Genomic DNA, 18836 nt, shown 5'->3' with positions numbered 1-18836 from the left:
CGGCCGGGTCGTGGCGACGCAGCGTCCTGAGCGCCTGTTTCGCTAATGGCGAGTCCTGTTAACCACTCAGTGCATCGACACGTCCGGGGTGTACACTAATCGACCCGCGAAGCACTCCACATCGTCCCGTCTTCGTCGAGGTAAGCCGTCGCGCCTGACCGGGCGCGTGCGAAAACCGCCTCGGTCGGCTATCGGTCCGACAGATGAAAGCGCTGCACGATGTGTGTCGCCGGGCCCAATCACTTACGTCTCGCAGGCCTAGAAATGGACGAACAACTCAAGCAAAGCGCTCTCGCATATCACCAGAATCCGAAACCTGGCAAGATTTCGGTGACGCCTACCAAGGCGCTGTCGAACCAGCTGGATTTGTCGCTCGCGTATTCGCCGGGTGTGGCGGCAGCCTGTATGGCAATTTACGAGGAACCGCTCGACGCGCAGAAGTACACGTCGCGCGGCAACCTCGTCGGCGTGATCACGAACGGCACCGCGGTGCTCGGCCTCGGCAACATCGGCCCGCTTGCCGCGAAGCCGGTGATGGAAGGCAAGGGGTGTCTGTTCAAGAAGTTCGCGGACATCGACGTGTTCGACATCGAGCTGAGCGAATCCGATCCGGACAAGCTCGTCGAGGCGATCGCGATGCTCGAGCCCACGCTGGGCGGCATCAACCTCGAGGACATCAAGGCACCCGAGTGCTTCTACATCGAGAAGAAGCTGCGCGAACGTATGAAGATTCCGGTCTTCCACGACGATCAGCACGGCACCGCGATCATCGCATCGGCGGCGATCCTGAACGGCCTCAAGGTGGTCGGCAAGAGGCTCGACGAAGTGAAGCTGGTCTGTTCGGGCGCGGGCGCGGCGGCCATTGCGTGTCTGGATCTGCTCGTCAATCTCGGTCTGTCGAAGCAGAACATTCTCGTCGCCGACTCGAAGGGCGTGATCTACGAAGGGCGCGGCAACCTCGATCCGTCGAAGGAGCGCTATGCGGCGCACACCGAAGCGCGCTCGCTCGCCGATGCGATCCGCGGCGCCGACGTGTTCCTCGGCTGCTCGAGCGCCGGCGTGCTGAAGCCGGAGATGGTCGCCGAAATGGGCTCGCGGCCGCTGATTCTCGCGCTCGCGAACCCCGAGCCGGAAATCCGTCCGGAAGAAGCGCGCAAGGTGCGCCCGGACTGCATCATCGCGACCGGCCGGTCGGACTATCCGAACCAGGTCAACAACGTGCTGTGTTTCCCGTTCATCTTCCGCGGCGCGCTCGACGTCGGCGCGACGACGATCACCGAAGAAATGAAGCTCGCGTGCGTGCGCGCGATTGCCGAACTGGCCGAGGAAACCGACCAGGGCGATGAAGTCGCGAAGGCCTACGAAGGCCACTCGCTCGAATTCGGTCCCGAATACCTGATTCCGAAGCCGTTCGATCCGCGCCTGATCATCAAGATCGCGCCGGCCGTCGCGCAGGCCGCAATGGATTCGGGCGTCGCGACCCGCCCGATCCAGGACATGGATGCGTACCGCGAACAGCTCGGCGCGACCGTCTATCGCTCGGGCATGGTGATGCGGCCGGTGTTCGCGGCGGCGAAGTCGGCACCGGCGCGCATCGTGTTCGCGGAAGGCGAAGACGAGCGCGTGCTGCGCGCCGCGCAGTTCGTGCTGCTCGAAAAGATCGCCAAGCCGATCCTGGTCGGCCGTCCGTCGGTGATCGAGATGCGTCTGAAGAAGATGGGCTCGAAGCTCAAGTGCGGTGAAGACGTCGAGATCGTCGATCCGGAAGACGATCCGCGCTATCACAAGTGCTGGCAGGCGTATCACGAACTCGGCGCGCGCGAAGGCGTGACGCCGGACGTCGCGAAGGCCGCGATGCGCAAGTTCAACACGCTGATCGGCGCGATCCTCGTGCGCCTTGGCGAAGCGGACGGAATGATCTGCGGCATGATCGGCCAGTTCCACACGCATCTGAACTTCATCGAGCAGGTGCTCGGCAAGGCCGACGACGTCGAGAACTTCGCCGCGATGAATCTGCTGATGCTGCCGGGCCGCAACATGTTCATCTGCGACACGTACGTGAACGAAGTGCCGACCGCCGAGCAGCTTGCCGACATGACGATGCTCGCCACGCGCGAAATCGAGAAGTTCGGCATCACCCCGAAGGTCGCGCTGCTGTCGAACTCGAACTTCGGCAGCGCGCCGTCGTCGTCGTCGCAGCGCATGGCCGCGGCGCGCAAGCTGATCACGCAACGCGCGCCGTCGCTCGAAATCGACGGTGAAATGCACGGCGACGCGGCGCTGTCGGAGACGGTCCGCAAGGCCGCGTTCCCGGGCACGACGCTCGCCGGCGAAGCGAATCTGCTGATCATGCCGAACGTCGAAGCGGCGAACATCGCGTACAACCTGCTGAAGGTCGTGGGCGGCGAGGGTGTGACGGTCGGGCCGTTCCTGCTGGGTGCGGAAAAGCCGGTGCATATCCTGACGCCGGCCGCGACCGTGCGCCGTATCATCAACATGACGGCGGTCGCTTCGGCGAACGCGCGCAAGTCGGTGAACGCGAAGTAACGTGCATCACGTGAGGTTGGCGCGGGCGCGGCAGTAACGCGCGCGCGGCGGCCTGGGCAGAAGCGCTACGGAATCCCGGTTCCGTAGCGTTTTTTTGCGCCTGAAAAAAAGCGGCGGTCCGTGCAGACCGCCGCTTTTCGGTTCAGTTGGGAGAGTCGATCAAGCCGCGTGCTGCGTCTTGCCCGCATCCGGCGAACGCCAACGCGCGAGCAGCTCGTTCCACTTGATGCGCACGCCTTTCAGGTTGTTTTCCTTCACGTGCCCATAGCCGCGGATGCCGTCGGGCAGATTCGCGAGCTCGACCGCGAGATCGCGTTTCAGAGAAGTCAGCTCGCCGATCAGCTCACGCACCAATGCCTCGTATTCGCCGATCAGCGCGCGCTCGGTGCGACGCTCCCCGGTGTTGCCGAACACGTCGAACGCGGTGCCGCGCAGGAACTTGAGCTTCGCGAGCACGTGCATCGCGCGGAACATCCACGGGCCGTACTTCTTCTTTACCAGATGGCCGTGCGCGTCCTTCTTCGATAGCGTCGGCGGCGCGAGATGCAGGTGCAGCTTCCAGTCGCCTTCGAACGTCGCGTTCAGTTTTTCGATGAACGCCGGGTCGCTGTACAGACGCGCGACTTCGTATTCGTCCTTGTACGCCATCAGCTTGTGCAGGTTCTTCGCGACCGCCTCGGTCAGCGGCATTTGGCCGTCGGCGGAATCGAGCGCTTCTTCCGCGGCTCGCACCTGCGACACCAGCGCGCGATAGCGCTCCGCGTACGCACGGTTCTGCCAGGCGGTCAGATAGTCGGCGCGCTTGTCGATCAGCGTGTCGAGCGCCTTCGGCGTATGCAGCGCGATGATCTTGCCGCCCGCGCTGTCGGCCGGTTCGCCGCGTCTCTGCGTTTGCGCGAGCTTGCGTACCGCAGCCAGATCGTGCGCGGCACGCCGGCCCCATTCGAACGCCGCGCGGTTCTTGTCCACCTGCACGTTGTTCAGCTCGATCGCGCGAATCAGCGACTCGTGCGTGAGCGGCACCCAGCCGCGCTGCCACGCATAGCCGAGCACGAACGGGTTCGTGTAGATCGCGTCGCCGAGCAGCGCGACGGCGAAGTGATTCGCGTCGACGGTCGAGACGTTGTCATCGCCGGCCGCGGCGCGCACGTCGGCTTCGGTGCTGCTGCCGGGGAAGCGCCAGTTCGGGTTCTTGATCAGCTCGGCCGTCGGCGTGTGCGCGCTGTTCAGCACGACGCGCGTGCGATCCGCGTGCATCCGCGACACGCATTCGTCGCTGGCGGTGACGATCGCGTCGCAGCCGATCACGAGGCTCGCTTCGCCCATTGCGATGCGGGTCGCGTGGATGTCGGCGGGCTGCTTCGCGATCTGCACGTGGCTCATCACGGCGCCGCCTTTCTGCGCGAGGCCGGTGACGTCGAGCACCGTGACGCCCTTGTTCTCGAGATGCGCGGCCATGCCGAGCAGCGCGCCGATCGTGACGACGCCCGTGCCGCCGACGCCCGTCACCAGAACGCCGTACGGACGGTCGATGGACGGCAACTCGGGATCCGGCACCGGCGGCATTTCGGCGCCCGACGCCGCCTTCGGCTTGCGCAACTGGCCGCCTTCAACGGAGACGAAGCTCGGGCAGAAGCCGTTCACGCACGAGAAGTCCTTGTTGCAGGTCGACTGGTTGATCTGGCGCTTCGTGCCGTACTCAGTATCGAGCGGTTCGACCGACAGGCAGTTCGACTTCACCGAGCAGTCGCCGCAGCCTTCGCACACCGCTTCGTTGATCACGACGCGCCGTGCCGGATCGGGATACGCGCCACGTTTCCTGCGACGGCGCTTTTCGGTCGCGCAGGTCTGGTCGTAGATCAGGATCGTGGTGCCCGGAACCTCGCGCAGCTGACGCTGCACGTCGTCGAGCTGGTCGCGGTGGTGAATGTCGACGCCGGGCGCGAGGCCGACGTTTGCCGCGTACTTCTCCGGCTCATCGGTGACGATGACGATCTTCGCCGCGCCTTCGGCGGCGAGCTGATGCGTGATCTGCGGCACGCTCAGCACGCCGTCGACCGGCTGGCCGCCCGTCATCGCGACCGCGTCGTTGTACAGCAGCTTGTAGGTGATGTTCGCCTTCGACGCGATCGCCGCGCGAATCGCGAGCAGCCCCGAGTGGAAGTAGGTGCCGTCGCCGAGATTGGCGAACACGTGCTTGTCGTTCGTGAACGGCGCCTGGCCGATCCACGCGACACCTTCGCCGCCCATCTGGCTGAACGTGCTGGTGCTGCGATCCATCCAGACCGTCATGTAATGACAGCCGATGCCGGCCATCGCGCGCGAGCCTTCCGGCACGTTGGTCGACGTGTTGTGCGGGCAGCCCGAGCAGAACCACGGCTTGCGCTCGACTTCGACGCGCGGCCGCGCGAGCGCCTTTTCCTTCGCCTCGATCACCGCGATGCGCGCGGCAATGCGGGCGCGCACATCCGATGGCAGATCGAACTTGTCGAGCCGCGTGGCGATCGCCTTCGCGATGATCGCGGGCGACAGCTCGTAGTGCGCCGGCAGCAACCAGTTGCCCATCGGCACCGACCATTCGCCGCCCGCGCCGTCCTTCTCGTCGAACTTGCCGAATACGCGCGGGCGCTGCGCGTCGGGCCAGTTGTACAGCTCTTCCTTGATCGCGTATTCGAGGATCTGGCGCTTTTCCTCGACCACCAGAATTTCGTCGAGACCGCGTGCGAAGGCCTGCGCACCTTGCGCTTCGAGCGGCCACACGCAGCCGACCTTGTACAGCCGGATGCCGATGCGCGAGCAGGTTTCGTCGTCGAGACCGAGGTCGGTCAGCGCCTGGCGCACGTCGAGATAAGCTTTGCCGCCGGTCATGATGCCGAAGCGCGCATGCGGCGAATCGATTTCGACGCGGTCGAGTTTGTTCGCTCGCACGTAGGCGAGACCCGCGTACCACTTGTAGTCGAGCAGACGCGCTTCCTGCACGAGCGGCGGATCGGGCCAGCGGATGTTCAGCCCACCGTCGGGCATCACGAAGTCTTCCGGCAGGATGATGTTGGTGCGGTGCGGATCGATATCGACCGATGCGGACGATTCGACCACGTCGGTCACGCACTTCATCGCGACCCAGAGGCCCGAGTAGCGGCTCATCGCCCAGCCGTGCAGGCCGAAGTCCAGATATTCCTGCACGTTCGACGGAAACAGCACCGGCAGCCCGCACGCCTTGAAGATGTGTTCGGACTGGTGCGCGAGTGTCGAGGATTTGGCCGCGTGATCGTCGCCGGCGAGCACGAGAACGCCGCCGTGCCGCGACGAGCCGGCCGAGTTGCCGTGCTTGAAGACGTCACCGGACCGGTCGACGCCGGGGCCCTTGCCGTACCACATCGAAAACACGCCGTCGTATTTGGCGCTCGGGTACAGATTGACTTGCTGCGAACCCCATACGGCGGTGGCCGCGAGGTCTTCGTTGACGCCGGGCTGGAACACCACCTGATGCGCGGCCAGATGCTTTTTCGCTTTCCACAGCGACTGGTCGAGCCCGCCGAGCGGCGATCCGCGGTAGCCGGAGATGAAGCCGGCCGTGCTGAGGCCGGCGGCGCGGTCGCGTTCCTGCTGCAGCATCGGCAGACGCACCAGCGCCTGGATGCCGCTCATGTACGCGCGGCCGCGATCGAGGGTGTATTTGTCGTCGAGCGTGACGGAAGACAACGCGGCTTCGAGCGAGGCTCGCTGACCTGCGTCTAGCGGGGCATTCATTATGTGTACTCCTCCACTTCAGCTTGGGATCACCAAAACTTTTCTGGCCCCGGCATCTCGTGAATGCTGGGGCCGGGGTCGTCATATTGACGGGTTTTAAGCGATGGTAGCACTGGTGGAAACCCGCCGCAGCGGATCAAAAATCGCCCGCGCACGGTCCGATTTCGGCCGGTTTCGCGACAAGTTGCCGACGTGTTGTCAGCAGTTGTCGCGGATTTCCGCCGGAATGGAGTTGTATTGCGCCTGCGCGTGTAACAAGCTGTAAAACCTACAAATTTGCGGAACCGCAGTGAAAACGACTGTCTAACCCCGACCTGCGAGCGATGCCGAACGCCGCGCATTCTGTGCAGCTTCTGGACAGCAGGGCAGTTAGAAAAGGAGTACGCATGAACACAAGAAACATCCAGACCTTCCTGATGGTTTCCGCCGCTTTCTTCGCGATGAGCGCGCCGGTGCGCTCGAATCCGGGCAGCACGGGGGCACTGTCGAACGCGATCATCCGCACGGCGCAGGTGGCGCCGGCGCGGGTCGACGGTGCGATCGGCAGCGATCGGTACAGGCAGAATTCATGACGCACCGCATCGCGCGCGTCTAATGACGACCGGCCGCCGTTCCGAAGAGAGCGGCGGCGTTGCAACGTAAAAGGGCGAGGATCCTGCGATCCTCGCCCTTTTTTCTTGTGCGCGCCGATCAGGCGCGAGTCTCCATGGTCAGGTCTTGTCCTGCACGACGCCGCGGCGAATCTGATCGAGCTCGATCGATTCGAACAGCGCCTTGAAGTTGCCTTCGCCGAAGCCCTGGTTGCCCTTGCGCTGAATGATCTCGAAGAAGATCGGACCGATCTGGTTTTCGGTGAAGATCTGCAGCAGCAGATCGTCCGCTGCGCCGTCGATCAGGATCTTGCGCTTGCGCAGTTCCTCGAGCGGCTCGCCATGATTCGGCACGCGTCGGTCGACGAGTTCGTAGTACGTGTCGATCGTGTCGAGCAGTGAAATGTCCGATGCGCGCAGGCCGTCGACGGTGCGGTAGATGTCGGTGGTGCCGAGCGCGATGTGCTGGATGCCTTCGCCGTGGTACGCGTCCAGGTATTCCTGGATCTGACCGGCGGTGTCCGAGCCTTCCTCGTTGATCGGAATGCGAATCTTGCCGCACGGCGAGGTCATCGCTTTCGACTTGACGCCCGTCACCTTGCCCTCGATGTCGAAGTAGCGCACCTCGCGGAAGTTGAACAGGCGCTCGTAGAACTCCGCCCATTCCTGCATGCGGCCGCGATGCACGTTGTGCGTCAGGTGATCGATATAGGTCAGGCCGTGGCCGACCGGGTTCGGGTTCGCGCCCGGAATCGGCTCGAAGTCGACGTCGTAAATGTCGATGTCACCGATGCTGTTCGGCGTCGCGCCGTTCTTGCCGCGCCAGCGGTCGACGAAATAGATCAGCGAATCGCCAATGCCCTTGATCGCCGGGATGTTCAGCTCCATCGGGCCGGTCTTGTTGTCGAAACCCCATGCGCCTTTTTCGAGCGCTTGGGCGTAGGCCTTCGCGGCGTCCTGTACGCGAAACGCAATCGCGCAGATCGACGGGCCATGCAAGCGCGCGAAGCGCTGCGCAAACGAATGCTTCTCCGCGTTGACGATGAAGTTGATGTCGCCCTGACGATACAGCATCACGTCCTTATGACGATGCCGCGCGACGGCCGTGAAGCCCATCTGTTCGAACAGCTTGCCGAGCGCTTTCGGGTCCGGCGCCGTGTATTCGATGAATTCGAAGCCGTCAGTGCCGACAGGATTTTCCCAAGTTGAAACCTGCATCGTCAGTCTCCAATCCCATGCAAGAGGGTTGCCGAGGCGCGCAGGCGGTGAGCGCGCGGGACGGCCGGCTGAGCGCGACCGGATGGGGCAAGTGTAGAACCGCGATGAAGACAAAAACTTGCGAACTTAATCACGCGTCGCTACGCTTGAGCCAGTTTATGGCTCTATTCGAACGACACGTGGCAGAACATGGCTATTGGCGAGATAGACGCGATCGATCGACGCATTCTGGCGATCCTTCAGGAGAATGGCCGGCTGTCGAATCAGGAGATAGCGGACCGGATCAATCTGTCGCCGAGTCCGTGCCTGCGGCGGATTCGCCGGCTCGAGGAAAGCGGCGTGATTCGCGGCTATGTCGCGCTGCTCGACGCGCAACGTCTCGGGCTTGACCTGCTCGCGTATGTCAGCGTGCGGCTGGAGAAGGGTGGCGGTCGCGCGTTCAGTCCGTATGGCGAGGCCACGCACGCCGATCTGTTCGGCGCGGCCGTGCAGACGTGGCCCGAAGTTGTCGCATGTCACGCGATGACGGGTGAGATGGATTACCTGCTGCGCGTCCAGGTGGAGGACATGGCGCACTTTTCGCGCTTCGTGCAGGATCAATTGCTGCGGCATCCATCGGTGATCGATGTGAAATCGAGCTTTTCGCTAGAAAAGATCAAGGAAACGACAGCGCTGCCCATTTTGTAGGCTTCCGCGCACGGTCCTACGCGTGGCGTTGATTGGGTACAGATAGAAAAAGGGCGACCTTTCGGCCGCCCCAATCTCATTTCCCCGTAGCGATTATTCAGGCAGCGACAGCCACCGGCATGAACGACTCGAACAGTCGCGATGCCTGGCGTGCGTGGCGCTTGAGCGCGTAATCGAACACGGCGGCCTGCTCCTGCAGCATTTCCGCGAGGATGCTCGACTGATCGGCCGGCGACAGCGTCAGATAGGCGTCGGCCTCGCCGTACGCGTACTCGATCTTCATGCCGGCCTTCCTGGCGATGTGCATCATGGTCGAATTGCGCGCCAGGCAGTGGATGTACAGCGTCGTCACATGCGTGTTGCGGCTGCGGATCGCGGCGCGCTCGAATAGCCTCGAGCCGATACCGATGCCGCGTGCGCTTTCGAGCACGGAGACGCCGAATTCGGCGGTGCGCTTGTTGCCTTCGGCCGGCAGGTAGGCCAGATGGCCGACGCCGCTCAGTTCCAGCTTGCTGTTGAACACGCCGAACACGGTGTCGCGCGTGAAGTCGATCGCGCGCACGTAGTTTTCGATCACATGGTTCGGCACGACCTGGCCGAAGCGCAGCAGACGGTCTTCTTCGTCGAGCGCTAGGAAGTGAGCAAGCAGGCGTTCGCGATCGGCGGCGGTGAGTTCACGGACCAGAACGTGCGCGCGTTCAGCAGGCAGCGACGCGCGATCGTTCGGCGCGATCGGCTCGGTGTTGCGATGGGTCAGCATGTTCATGGTCGGGTTCTCCTTTTAATCAGGCGGCGTTGTGCACCGCAAAACGGATTTTAGCGGAAACCTAAGCCATTCACTAGGGAAAACCCGTATCAAAAGTCGAGGTGAATACCTGGAGCGCTGGAACCCTAAATTTAATTATTTGATTTTAAACAGAAGTTAAAAGTGATCGCACGTTCGTGACACGATGCCGCATGGATTCCCTGCGCTGATTTATTTGGCCTGCATGTTGTTGCTTTGCAACATCCAGTGCGCGGGTGGCGATCTGTTCAGACCATCGTCTACCTGGCCGGCGCGCTGCCGAGACCATGCTCGACCATGCCGACCACCTGCTCGGCGAACTCGCGATAGCCCATCCGGCCGTCCGGCTTGAGCCACGTGAAGGTCCAGTTGATCATGCCGAACACCATCATCGTCAGCGCGGTCTGGTTGTCGCGTGTCGCGCGTTCGGGATAGGCGCGCACGAGCTGCCGCGCGAAGGCGGCGACTACGTCGCGCTGACGGTTCAGGATGATCTCGCGCTGCGAATCGACCAGATACTTGACATCGTTCAGCAGCGCGACGTGCCGGCTGTGCGACGTCTCATACTCGGACAGGAACGCGCGGATCAGCTCCGCGAAGGTTTCTCGCTCGCTCAGTTCGCGCCGCTGGCTCGATCCTTCCACCTCGGCGATGATCAGCATCAGGCGCTTCGTGTAGCGATCGAGCAGATCGAACAGGATTGCTTCCTTGCTCTCGTAATAGTGATAGAGGCGCGCTTTCGAGGTGCCGCTCGCCGCGGCAAGATCGGCCATCGACGTGCTTGGATAGCTGGTCTGCGCGAACTTCGCGGCGGCCAGTTCGAGAATCTGCTCGCGTTGGGTCTCGTGGTCGGGGGCTCGGGTGCGGGCCATATTCGTCTGTTCTTATCTTATTGGGGTGAGCAGGGGGCGGATGCCGCGCGCAGTTCGAGCGAGCGCCATTCGTTCGCGTCGCCGCGCAGGCGGATGCGCCGCAGCGCCGCGAGTTCGCGCATGCGCCACAGCACGATGCTGTCGCTGACGAGGAACCCCAACCCGGCGGTCATCACGTAGGCGGCGACGCGCGCGGCGGGCTGCCAGTCGTCGGGTGCGCGGTCGAGGATCAGCGCGTCGATCTCGGCAACGCTGCCGCTCGTGAAGGTGTTGTCACGCCAGCGCCGCGTCTCGCCGTTCGCCTGTTTGACCTCCTGCCATTCGAGCGCGAGCCGGCTGATGCGCAGCACGGAAATCGGCGCGGCGTCCGGCAGGTGTGTCTGCAATACGTCCGGCGCAAACATGCCGACCGATGTCGCGCAATCCTTGCGGGTATGCGCCCACGCTTGCGGATCGGCGAGGTCGGCGATCGACAGACGCACTTCGTTCAAACGCTGCGGGCTGTTGCGCACCAGGTAGCAGACGCGGCGCAGCATCAGTTGATCGGACGCGCTTTCGGCGTGCCACACCACGAGATTCGCGGTGCTGCTGGCGAGGCCGTCGAGCACCGCGGCCTGTTCGCGGAACTCGCGCACGAAGTCGCGTTGCGTGTCGGCGCTGACGCGTTCCCAGAAGTCGGCGCGCACGTGCGGAGCGTCGTCGACGCCGCGTAACGGGCCGACCGCCAGATCGTCCCGCAGCGGCTGCACGCGATCGTCGCGGCCCGCCTGGTCCAGCGCGGTACGCAGCGACTCGGCGGCGACATCGCCGTTGGTGAGGTGAATCGTGCTCATGGGCAAGGGCTTGCAGTGACGCCAGCAGCTGTAACAAAAAGAGGCCGCTCGCCGACTGGAACCCGATGTCCCGATCGATGAGCGGCCTCTAGTTTAAGCGGATCGCGAAACGGCCGAAAGCGGTGGCGGACGTCACGGGCGGGCAGTCCGTACATAGGCCATGAAAGCACTCGACTCAACGTTCGTCGTAACTGACGACGACCTTGTCGCTAACCGGATGACACTGACACGTCAGCACGAACCCGTCGCGGACCTCGTGTTCTTCGAGCGTGTAGTTCTTTTCCATCTTCACTTCGCCCTCGAGCACCTTCGCGCGACAGGTGCAGCACACGCCGCCCTTGCACGCATACGGCAGCGCGAGACCGGCGCGCAGCCCGACGTCGAGCACGCTCGTGCCCTGATACGGCAGGCGCAGCTTGCGGCGCTTGCCGTCGAGCACGATTTCGAGCTCGGCCGCGGGGGTGTCCGCGGTGATCTCGACGGGCGGCACGCCCGCCTGCGGCAGCGGCGTGCCGAAGCGCTCGACGTGCACCTTCGCGGGCGGCACGCCGGCTGCCTTGAGCGCGGCCTCGGCCGCATCCATCATCGGCGCGGGGCCGCAGATGAACGCTTCGTCGATCGCGTCGGCCGGCAGCAGCTGCTCGATGAACGCCGCGCATTTTTCCTGGTCGAGCACGCCGTTAAACAGCTCGACGTCCTGCAGGTCGTCCGACAGCACGTGATACAGCACGAAGCGGTTCATGAAGCGGTTCTTCAGATCCTCGAGCTCCTCGGCGAACATGATCTGGTCGACGCTGCGGTTGCCGTAGACGAGCGTGAAGGTGCTGCGCGGCTCGACTTCGAGCGTCGTCTTGATGATCGCGAGCACCGGCGTGATGCCCGAGCCGCCCGAGAACGCGAGGTACTGCTGCCCCTGTTCCGCGTTCAGGTGCGTGAAGAAACGGCCGTCCGGCGTCATCACGTCGATCGTGTGGCCCGGCTGCAGCGTGTCGAACGCGAAGTTCGAGAAACGCCCGCCGCGCACGCGCTTGATGCCGATGCGCAACTCGCCGTCGCGATCGTAGTCGGTGACGCCCACGCAGATCGAATACGAACGGCGCGTTTCCTCACCGTCGATATGCGTCTTCAGCGTGACGAACTGCCCCTGCGTGAAGCGATAGTGGTCGCGCAGTTCGGGCGGGACTTCGAAGGCGACCGAGACCGCATCGGCGGTTTCGGGGCGCACTTCGCGGATACGCAGCGGATGGAATTGCGGGGTGGCCATATCAGTACGGTTTGAAGTAGTCGAAGGGTTCGCGGCAGTCGAGGCAGCGATACAGGGCCTTGCAGGCGGTCGAGCCGAATTGCGCGAGCCGCTCGGTGTGCGCCGAGCCGCAGCGTGGGCAGCCTGGGGCCGGCAGCGCGCGCGGCACGAAGCGCAGCACTTTCTCCTGCGGCGCTGACGTCGCGGCTGAACCGCAGTTGCCCGTCGGCGGCGCGATGCCGTAGACGCGCAGTTTTTCGCGGGCTTCAGCCGTGATCCAGTCGGTGGTCCACGCCGGCGCGAGCACGGTGGCGACGCGGTATGGCGTGAGCTGCGCGGCCTCGAGCGCACGGCCGATGTCTTCGGCAATCTGCGACATCGCCGGGCAGCCCGAGTAGGTCGGCGTGATCACGACTTCGAGCGCGCCGTCCGCGGCGCGTCGCACGTCGCGCAGGATGCCGAGCTCGCGGATCGACACCACCGGGATCTCCGGGTCGGGTACCGCTTCGAGCACGGTCCATGCGCGGGTGAGCGCGGCGTCGGTCGTGGCAGCGGCGGCGTTCGCGGGCTGCGGGGCGGTCGAGGTCGTCATCGCGTACTCACCAGCTGGCGCCCGGATGCTGGCGCGCGAGGCTCTGCATTTGGGCGAGCACGAAACCCATGTGCTCCGAATGCTCGCCGTGCTTGCCCGTGCTCACGTGCCGCAGCGCCGCGGGCAGCGTCAGCGTGGCCTGGTCGAGCGTGGCGCGCACGTCGTCGAGCCACGCGGCTTCCAGCGCTGAGGTGCGCGGGCCGATGCCGGCCGCGGCGACCGCGTCTTCCACCGCGTCCGCGCTGAAGAACTCGTACGTGTACGGCATCAGATAGTCGAGCGCGGCCTGCGCGCGACGGTGCGATTCGTCGGTGCCGTCGCCGAAACGGATCAGCCACTCGCTCGCGTGATGCACGTGGTACTGCGTTTCCTTGATCGACTTCGCGGCGATCGCGGCGAGCTGCCCGTCGGTGGAGCCCGTCAGCGCACCCCACAGATGCATCATCAGCGTCGCGTACAGGAAGTTGCGCACGATCGTGACCGCGTAATCCTTCCCGGCCTGCGCGGTGCCGGCGAGCGGCCCGTAATGCGGCAGCTCGGCGAGCGTGTAGTTCGCGAATTCGCGCTCGGCGCGGAAGTACGCGTAGTCGTCTTCGCTGCGCTGACGGCCGGTGAGCGGCGCTTCGAGCACGGCCGCGTGCGTGTACAGCAGGCGCGCCTGGCCGATCAGGTCGAGGCTCATGTTCGACAGCGCGATGTCCTCTTCGAGGATCGGGCCGTGGCCGCACCACTCGGTGTTGCGCTGACCGAGGATCAGCGCGGTATCCGCGAGGCGCAGCACGTACTGGAGATGTTCGGGCGTAATGGACGTAGTGGACGTAGTGGTCATGGCCGCGCTTACATGTGGTTGACTTCGTCGGGGAGCGTGTAGAACGTCGGGTGGCGATAGATCTTGTCGCCCGCCGGTTCGAACAGCTCGGCCTTCTCGTGCGGCGCCGAGGCCGTGATCGCCGAGGACGGCACCACCCAGATGCTCACGCCTTCCTGGCGGCGCGTGTAGACGTCGCGCGCCATGCGCAGCGCCATCGGCGCGTCGGCGGCATGCAGACTGCCGCAGTGTTTATGGTCGAGTCCCTGCTTGCTGCGCACGAACACTTCCCAAATCGGCCATTCCTTGTTCATTGCTGATCTCCTGATTCCTTTGATGTGCGGTGCCACTCAGGCGGCGTGCTGTTGCGCGCGCTGGCGCTGCTTTTCCGCGTGGGCGAGCGCGGCTTCGCGTACCCAGGCGCCGTCTTCATGGGCCTTCACGCGGGTCGCGAGGCGCTCGCGGTTGCACGGGCCGTCGCCATTGACGACGCGCCAGAACTCTTCCCAGTCGATGTCGCCGTAGTCGTAGTGACCGCGCGCCTCGTTCCATTTGAGGTCAGCGTCGGGCAGCGTGACGCCGAGCACCTTCGCCTGCTCGACGGTCGCATCGACGAATTTCTGGCGCAGGTCGTCGTTGGTGATGCGCTTGATGCCCCATCTGGCCGACTGGTTGCTGTGGACCGAATCCTTGTCGCTCGGGCCGAACATCATCAGCACCGGCCACCACCAGCGGTTCACCGCCTGCTGGACCAGCTCGCGCTGCGCCTCGGTGCCGGCCATCATCGCGAGCAGCGCGTCGAAGCCCTGGCGCTGATGGAACGACTCTTCCTTGCAGATGCGGATCATCGCGCGGGCGTACGGGCCGTACGTGCAGCGGCACAGCGGGATCTGGTTCATGATCGCCGCGCCGTCGACGAGCCAGCCGATCACGCCGACGTCGGCCCAGGTGGGTGTCGGGTAGTTGAAGATGCTCGAATACTTGGCCTTGCCCGCGTGCAGCGCGTCGATCAGCTGCTCGCGCGAGACACCGAGCGTTTCGGCGGCGCTATACAGATAGAGGCCGTGGCCGGCTTCGTCCTGCACCTTGGCGATCAGGATCGCCTTGCGCTTGAGGCTCGGCGCGCGCGTGATCCAGTTGCCCTCGGGCAGCATGCCGACGATCTCCGAGTGCGCATGCTGCGAGATCTGCCGCACCAGCGTTTTGCGGTACGCGTCGGGCATCCAGTCCTGCGGCTCGATCTTGCCGTCGGCGCTCATGACCGCGTCGAAGCGAGCCTGTTGTTCGGGCGAATTCGCGTCCGCGTCCAGCGGGGCAACGTTGCCGGGGATATCGAGGGATTGGGTGTACATGAGGGACGCTCTCTCTGGAGGAGTGGTCTGTGTCGGCGTAGTATAAACCAACCGACCGGTCGGTTTATAAATTTTTTGTGCAGAGACGTTGGGGCTGATAGCTGATTGAGGGCGTCGAAGCATGCATGCTGGTTTGCCCGGTTTCGACGGGCCGGCGCTTCATGACCGGCCGTCACCCCGCGCCGACACTTACCGGTAAAATTGCGAATTGGCCGCGATTTGCGGCCCACTTGCATCTCCGGCACTCATGTTACGTCTAAGCGAAATCAAACTCCCGCTCGATCATCCCGAAAGCGCCCTCGAAGCCGCCATCCGTGCGCGCCTCACGGAACTCGGCGTGGCGCGGGACGGGCTCATCCGATACACCGTGTTTCGCCGCGCGCACGACGCGCGCAAGCGCGCCGACATCAAGCTCACCTACATCGTCGATGTCGAGGTCAAGGATGAAGGGGCCGCGCTGAAACGGCTCGCCGACGTGCCGCATTGCGGCGTGACGCCCGACATGAGCTACAAGTTCGTCGCCGAAGCGCCCGCCCAACTGAGCACGCCGCGTCCGGTCGTCATCGGCATGGGGCCGTGCGGACTGTTCGCGGGCCTGATCCTCGCGCAGATGGGCTTCCGGCCGATCATCCTCGAGCGCGGCAAGGCCGTACGTGAGCGCACCAAGGACACGTTTGGCCTGTGGCGCAAATCGGTGCTGAATCCCGAGTCGAACGTGCAGTTCGGCGAAGGTGGCGCGGGCACCTTTTCGGACGGCAAGCTCTACAGCCAGATCAAGGACCCGAAACACTACGGCCGCAAGGTGCTCGACGAATTCGTGCGGGCCGGTGCGCCGGAGGACATCCTGTACCTGAGCCGGCCGCATATCGGCACGTTTCGTCTCGTCAGCATGGTCGAGAAGATGCGCGCGAGCATCCACGAGTTGGGCGGCGAAGTGCGCTTCGAAACGCGTGTCGAGGACATCGACATCGACAACGGCCAGGTGCGCGGGCTGAAGCTGTCGACCGGCGAGACGCTGCGCTGCGACCACGTTGTGCTGGCGGTCGGCCATAGCGCACGCGATACCTTCCAGATGCTGTACGACCGCGGCGTTCACGTCGAGGCGAAGCCGTTTTCGCTCGGTTTTCGGATCGAGCATCCGCAAGGGATCATCGATCGGAGCCGTTTCGGGAAATTTGCCGGTCACAAACAGCTCGGCGCAGCCGACTACAAGGTGGTGCACCACTGCAGCAACGGGCGAGCGGTTTATAGCTTCTGCATGTGTCCCGGCGGCACCGTGGTGGCGGCCACGTCCGAGCTGGGGCGCGTCGTCACGAACGGCATGAGCCAGTACTCGCGCGCGGAGCGCAACGCGAACGCGGGCATCGTGGTCGGCATTACGCCAGACGACTACCCGGGCGGGCCGCTCGCCGGCATCGCGTTCCAGCGCAAGTGGGAGGAGCGGGCGTTCGAGCTCGGTGGCGGTAACTATATGGCTCCAGGGCAGTTGGTCGGCGACTTCATCGCGGGGCGGCCGTCCACTTCACTCGGCTCGGTCGTTCCGTCGTACAAGCCGGGCGTGCGGCCAACCGATCTCAGCACCGCGCTGCCCGACTACGCGATCGAAGCGATTCGCGAAGCGCTGCCACAGATGGAGAAGAAAATCGCAGGTTTCGCGATGCATGATGCGGTGCTGACCGGCGTTGAAACGCGAACTTCGTCGCCGGTACGCGTGCGTCGCGGCGACGACTACCAGAGTGTCAACGTCAACGGGCTGTATCCGGCGGGCGAGGGTGCGGGGTATGCGGGCGGGATCTACTCGGCGGCAATCGACGGAATCGAGGTCGCCGAAGCGGTCGCGCTGAAGATCATGAGTCAGCAAACGGCGTGAGACCGAGCCGGCACAGCCGCCGGGCGCCGGGGTAAGCGGACCTGCCTGCGATTGCCGGCGCTTGCCGCGTCGTTCGGGCACAATGCGCGTTTCGCCTCGAACCGATCTTCCGAATGACCATTCGCACCCTGGCTGCCGCATGCGGCGCGGCGCTGCTTGCCCAATTTGCCCCGTTTGTCGTTTCCTCGAGTGCGTTCGCTGCCGAAGCGTCCGAGCATTGGGTCGCCGTTTGGGCGACCGCGCTGCAACCGATTCCACAGCGGGCCGAGTTGCCACCGCTGTATCGCGCGCCGGAAGTCGCCGGGCGCACCGTTCGGCAAATCATGTATCCGACGTTGTCGGGGAGGGTGGCGCGAATTCATCTGAGCAATGCGTACGGCAAGACGCCTCTCGTCATCGACGAACTGCGCATCGCGCGCTCCGCCGGTGGCGCGGCAGCCGTCGAGGGCGCCGGCGGTCGGGTGACGTTTGGCGGTAAGGGCGCGGTCAGCGTTCCGCCTGGCGGCGAGGTGGACAGCGATCCGGTCGCGATCGATGTCGTCGAGGGCGCGCCATATGCGATCAGTGCGTTCGTGGGACCGGAGCAGCGGATCGTCGCATGGCACCGAGTGTCGAATCAGGTAAATTATGTGTCCGGGCCCGGCAATCACACCACCGACGCGTCCGCCACGGCGTTTCCCGGCCGCTTCACGCAATATGTGTGGGTCACAGGTTTGTCGGTGGAGGCGGCGGCACCGTCGCTTGCCGTGGCCGCGATCGGCGACTCGATCACCGACGGCATGCGCTCCACCCTCAACCAGAACCGTCGCTGGCCGGATGCGCTGGCTCGGCGGCTGGCGGCGAGCGGCGCGCAGTCGACCGCGATCGTGAATCTCGGCATCAGCGGCAACCGGCTCCTGAGCGACTCGCCTTGTTATGGCGACGCGCTTGCGAGCCGCTTCGAGCGCGACGTTTTGCGACGTCCAGGCGTCAAAGCGGCGATCCTGCTGATTGGCATCAACGACATCAACTTTGCGGCAATGCCGCCTCATGGCGGGCTCGACTGCGATTTTCCTCATACGTCGGTCACGGCTGCCGATCTGATCGCCGGTTACCAGCGAGTGATCGCGGCCGCGCGGCGCAACGGTGTCAAGATGTTCGGCGCGACGCTGACGCCGGCGTCGCTGCCACCGGAGCGGGAAAAGATCCGACTCGCGGTTAATCAGTGGATCCGAACTAGTCGTGCTTTCGATGGCGTCGTAGACTTCGACGCGGCGTTGCGCGATCGGACGCAGCCGGAGCGTCTGCAGCGCGCTTTCGATAGCGGCGACCACATCCATCCAAGCGACGCGGGCTACGCGGCTATGGCCGCTACAGTTCCTGTCGAGGTCGTGGTGGATGCGACCCGGAAGTGAGCGGCAACTTTTTTAAGCGAAAGCAAAAACGGGTATTGACGAGACGCGAAAGAGTCTCCATAATTTCGCTTCTCTGCTGCAGACGCAGCGACGCAAACGAAGCAGTGCCGGGTAGTGGTGGTTCAGGCGCGGCGCGTTTGGCGGACCGATCTTTAAAAACTAACAGTCGATAAGTGTGGGCGCTTGATGCGGAATGCGGCGGCGGATTCTCCGGAGTCTGCTGTCAGGCAGAAGTATCAGAAGCCTCACACAGTATTGGAGGAAGGTTTGTCTGTCGAAAGACGGATCAATCATCG

Annotated in this window: 15 protein-coding genes; 5 read left to right on the top strand and 10 right to left on the bottom strand. The window is 64.3% G+C overall.

Annotated features, from left to right (window positions below; genetic code table 11):
• Positions 1–264: 264 nt before the first annotated feature.
• Positions 265–2547 carry an NADP-dependent malic enzyme gene (locus HDG34_RS31230; protein WP_184065748.1) on the top strand — a complete coding sequence of 761 codons (2283 nt, stop codon included), beginning with the start codon at positions 265–267 and terminating at the stop codon, positions 2545–2547.
• A 159-nt stretch (positions 2548–2706) separates the two neighbouring features.
• Here the strand turns inward: HDG34_RS31230 and HDG34_RS31225 are convergent, their stop codons facing one another.
• A complete protein-coding gene (locus HDG34_RS31225) occupies positions 2707–6297 on the bottom strand; it encodes an indolepyruvate ferredoxin oxidoreductase family protein (RefSeq protein WP_184065745.1) in 3591 nt (1196 codons plus the stop codon).
• Positions 6298–6683: 386 nt separating this feature from the next.
• Here HDG34_RS31225 and HDG34_RS31220 point away from each other — a divergent pair, with 386 nt between their 5' ends.
• Positions 6684–6869, top strand: a complete 186-nt coding sequence (locus tag HDG34_RS31220; RefSeq protein WP_090802620.1) for a hypothetical protein — start codon at positions 6684–6686, stop codon at positions 6867–6869.
• Positions 6870–7007: 138 nt separating this feature from the next.
• Here HDG34_RS31220 and hppD read toward each other — a convergent pair whose 3' ends face one another.
• A complete protein-coding gene (gene hppD / locus HDG34_RS31215) occupies positions 7008–8105 on the bottom strand; it encodes a 4-hydroxyphenylpyruvate dioxygenase (protein WP_184065742.1) in 1098 nt (365 codons plus the stop codon).
• Between the two features lie 189 nt (positions 8106–8294).
• Between hppD and HDG34_RS31210 the strand changes: the two genes are divergently transcribed.
• Positions 8295–8792 carry an Lrp/AsnC family transcriptional regulator gene (locus HDG34_RS31210; protein WP_184065739.1) on the top strand — a complete coding sequence of 166 codons (498 nt, stop codon included), beginning with the start codon at positions 8295–8297 and terminating at the stop codon, positions 8790–8792.
• A 97-nt stretch (positions 8793–8889) separates the two neighbouring features.
• On the opposite strand, the gene HDG34_RS31205 is transcribed toward HDG34_RS31210, so the two are convergent.
• From HDG34_RS31205 to paaA, 8 genes are all read right to left on the bottom strand, one after another.
• On the bottom strand, positions 8890–9558 hold the full coding sequence (locus HDG34_RS31205) for a GNAT family N-acetyltransferase (RefSeq protein ID WP_090802188.1): 669 nt from the start codon (positions 9556–9558) through the stop codon (positions 8890–8892).
• A 278-nt stretch (positions 9559–9836) separates the two neighbouring features.
• Positions 9837–10448, bottom strand: coding sequence for a TetR/AcrR family transcriptional regulator (locus HDG34_RS31200; protein ID WP_018418677.1), 612 nt, complete (start codon positions 10446–10448; stop codon positions 9837–9839).
• A 17-nt stretch (positions 10449–10465) separates the two neighbouring features.
• Positions 10466–11281, bottom strand: a complete 816-nt coding sequence (locus HDG34_RS31195; protein WP_184065736.1) for a DUF1835 domain-containing protein — start codon at positions 11279–11281, stop codon at positions 10466–10468.
• Positions 11282–11456: 175 nt separating this feature from the next.
• On the bottom strand, positions 11457–12545 hold the full coding sequence (gene paaE, locus HDG34_RS31190; RefSeq protein ID WP_184034674.1) for a 1,2-phenylacetyl-CoA epoxidase subunit PaaE: 1089 nt from the start codon (positions 12543–12545) through the stop codon (positions 11457–11459).
• Between the two features lies 1 nt (position 12546).
• Complete coding sequence (gene paaD, locus HDG34_RS31185) at positions 12547–13116, bottom strand: 1,2-phenylacetyl-CoA epoxidase subunit PaaD (protein ID WP_090802184.1); 570 nt, start codon at positions 13114–13116, stop codon at positions 12547–12549.
• A 7-nt stretch (positions 13117–13123) separates the two neighbouring features.
• Positions 13124–13945 carry a 1,2-phenylacetyl-CoA epoxidase subunit PaaC gene (paaC, locus tag HDG34_RS31180; protein ID WP_184065733.1) on the bottom strand — a complete coding sequence of 274 codons (822 nt, stop codon included), beginning with the start codon at positions 13943–13945 and terminating at the stop codon, positions 13124–13126.
• An 8-nt stretch (positions 13946–13953) separates the two neighbouring features.
• Positions 13954–14238 (bottom strand): 1,2-phenylacetyl-CoA epoxidase subunit PaaB, encoded by a 285-nt coding sequence (paaB, locus tag HDG34_RS31175; protein WP_018418671.1) that lies wholly within the window; start codon positions 14236–14238, stop codon positions 13954–13956.
• 36 nt (positions 14239–14274) lie between these two features.
• On the bottom strand, positions 14275–15276 hold the full coding sequence (gene paaA / locus HDG34_RS31170; RefSeq protein WP_184056337.1) for a 1,2-phenylacetyl-CoA epoxidase subunit PaaA: 1002 nt from the start codon (positions 15274–15276) through the stop codon (positions 14275–14277).
• A gap of 247 nt (positions 15277–15523) precedes the next feature.
• On the opposite strand from paaA, the gene HDG34_RS31165 reads away from it, so the two are divergent.
• Together HDG34_RS31165 and HDG34_RS31160 are read left to right on the top strand one after the other, a co-directional pair.
• Entirely contained in the window at positions 15524–17146 is a 1623-nt protein-coding gene (locus HDG34_RS31165) for an NAD(P)/FAD-dependent oxidoreductase (RefSeq protein ID WP_184065730.1), read from the top strand.
• Positions 17147–17259: 113 nt separating this feature from the next.
• Positions 17260–18540, top strand: coding sequence for an SGNH/GDSL hydrolase family protein (locus HDG34_RS31160; protein WP_184065727.1), 1281 nt, complete (start codon positions 17260–17262; stop codon positions 18538–18540).
• Positions 18541–18836: the final 296 nt, after the last annotated feature.

The sequence above is a fragment of the Paraburkholderia sp. HC6.4b genome (assembly GCF_014200875.1).
In the GTDB taxonomy this organism is placed as follows: Bacteria; Pseudomonadota; Gammaproteobacteria; order Burkholderiales; family Burkholderiaceae; genus Paraburkholderia; species Paraburkholderia tuberum.
The sequence above is the reverse complement of the archived record's forward strand: the minus strand, read 5'-3'. Positions and strand labels throughout refer to the sequence as shown.

What these genes read in the sequence shown, in the direction of transcription:
- HDG34_RS31230 (WP_184065748.1), top strand. Translation starts at nt 265, where the DNA reads ATGGACGAACAACTCAAGCAAAGCGCTCTCGCATATCACCAGAATCCG.
- HDG34_RS31225 (WP_184065745.1), bottom strand. Translation starts at nt 6,297, where the DNA reads ATGAATGCCCCGCTAGACGCAGGTCAGCGAGCCTCGCTCGAAGCCGCG.
- HDG34_RS31220 (WP_090802620.1), top strand. Translation starts at nt 6,684, where the DNA reads ATGAACACAAGAAACATCCAGACCTTCCTGATGGTTTCCGCCGCTTTC.
- hppD (WP_184065742.1), bottom strand. Translation starts at nt 8,105, where the DNA reads ATGCAGGTTTCAACTTGGGAAAATCCTGTCGGCACTGACGGCTTCGAA.
- HDG34_RS31210 (WP_184065739.1), top strand. Translation starts at nt 8,295, where the DNA reads ATGGCTATTGGCGAGATAGACGCGATCGATCGACGCATTCTGGCGATC.
- HDG34_RS31205 (WP_090802188.1), bottom strand. Translation starts at nt 9,558, where the DNA reads ATGAACATGCTGACCCATCGCAACACCGAGCCGATCGCGCCGAACGAT.
- HDG34_RS31200 (WP_018418677.1), bottom strand. Translation starts at nt 10,448, where the DNA reads ATGGCCCGCACCCGAGCCCCCGACCACGAGACCCAACGCGAGCAGATT.
- HDG34_RS31195 (WP_184065736.1), bottom strand. Translation starts at nt 11,281, where the DNA reads ATGAGCACGATTCACCTCACCAACGGCGATGTCGCCGCCGAGTCGCTG.
- paaE (WP_184034674.1), bottom strand. Translation starts at nt 12,545, where the DNA reads ATGGCCACCCCGCAATTCCATCCGCTGCGTATCCGCGAAGTGCGCCCC.
- paaD (WP_090802184.1), bottom strand. Translation starts at nt 13,116, where the DNA reads ATGACGACCTCGACCGCCCCGCAGCCCGCGAACGCCGCCGCTGCCACG.
- paaC (WP_184065733.1), bottom strand. Translation starts at nt 13,945, where the DNA reads ATGACCACTACGTCCACTACGTCCATTACGCCCGAACATCTCCAGTAC.
- paaB (WP_018418671.1), bottom strand. Translation starts at nt 14,238, where the DNA reads ATGAACAAGGAATGGCCGATTTGGGAAGTGTTCGTGCGCAGCAAGCAG.
- paaA (WP_184056337.1), bottom strand. Translation starts at nt 15,276, where the DNA reads ATGTACACCCAATCCCTCGATATCCCCGGCAACGTTGCCCCGCTGGAC.
- HDG34_RS31165 (WP_184065730.1), top strand. Translation starts at nt 15,524, where the DNA reads ATGTTACGTCTAAGCGAAATCAAACTCCCGCTCGATCATCCCGAAAGC.
- HDG34_RS31160 (WP_184065727.1), top strand. Translation starts at nt 17,260, where the DNA reads ATGACCATTCGCACCCTGGCTGCCGCATGCGGCGCGGCGCTGCTTGCC.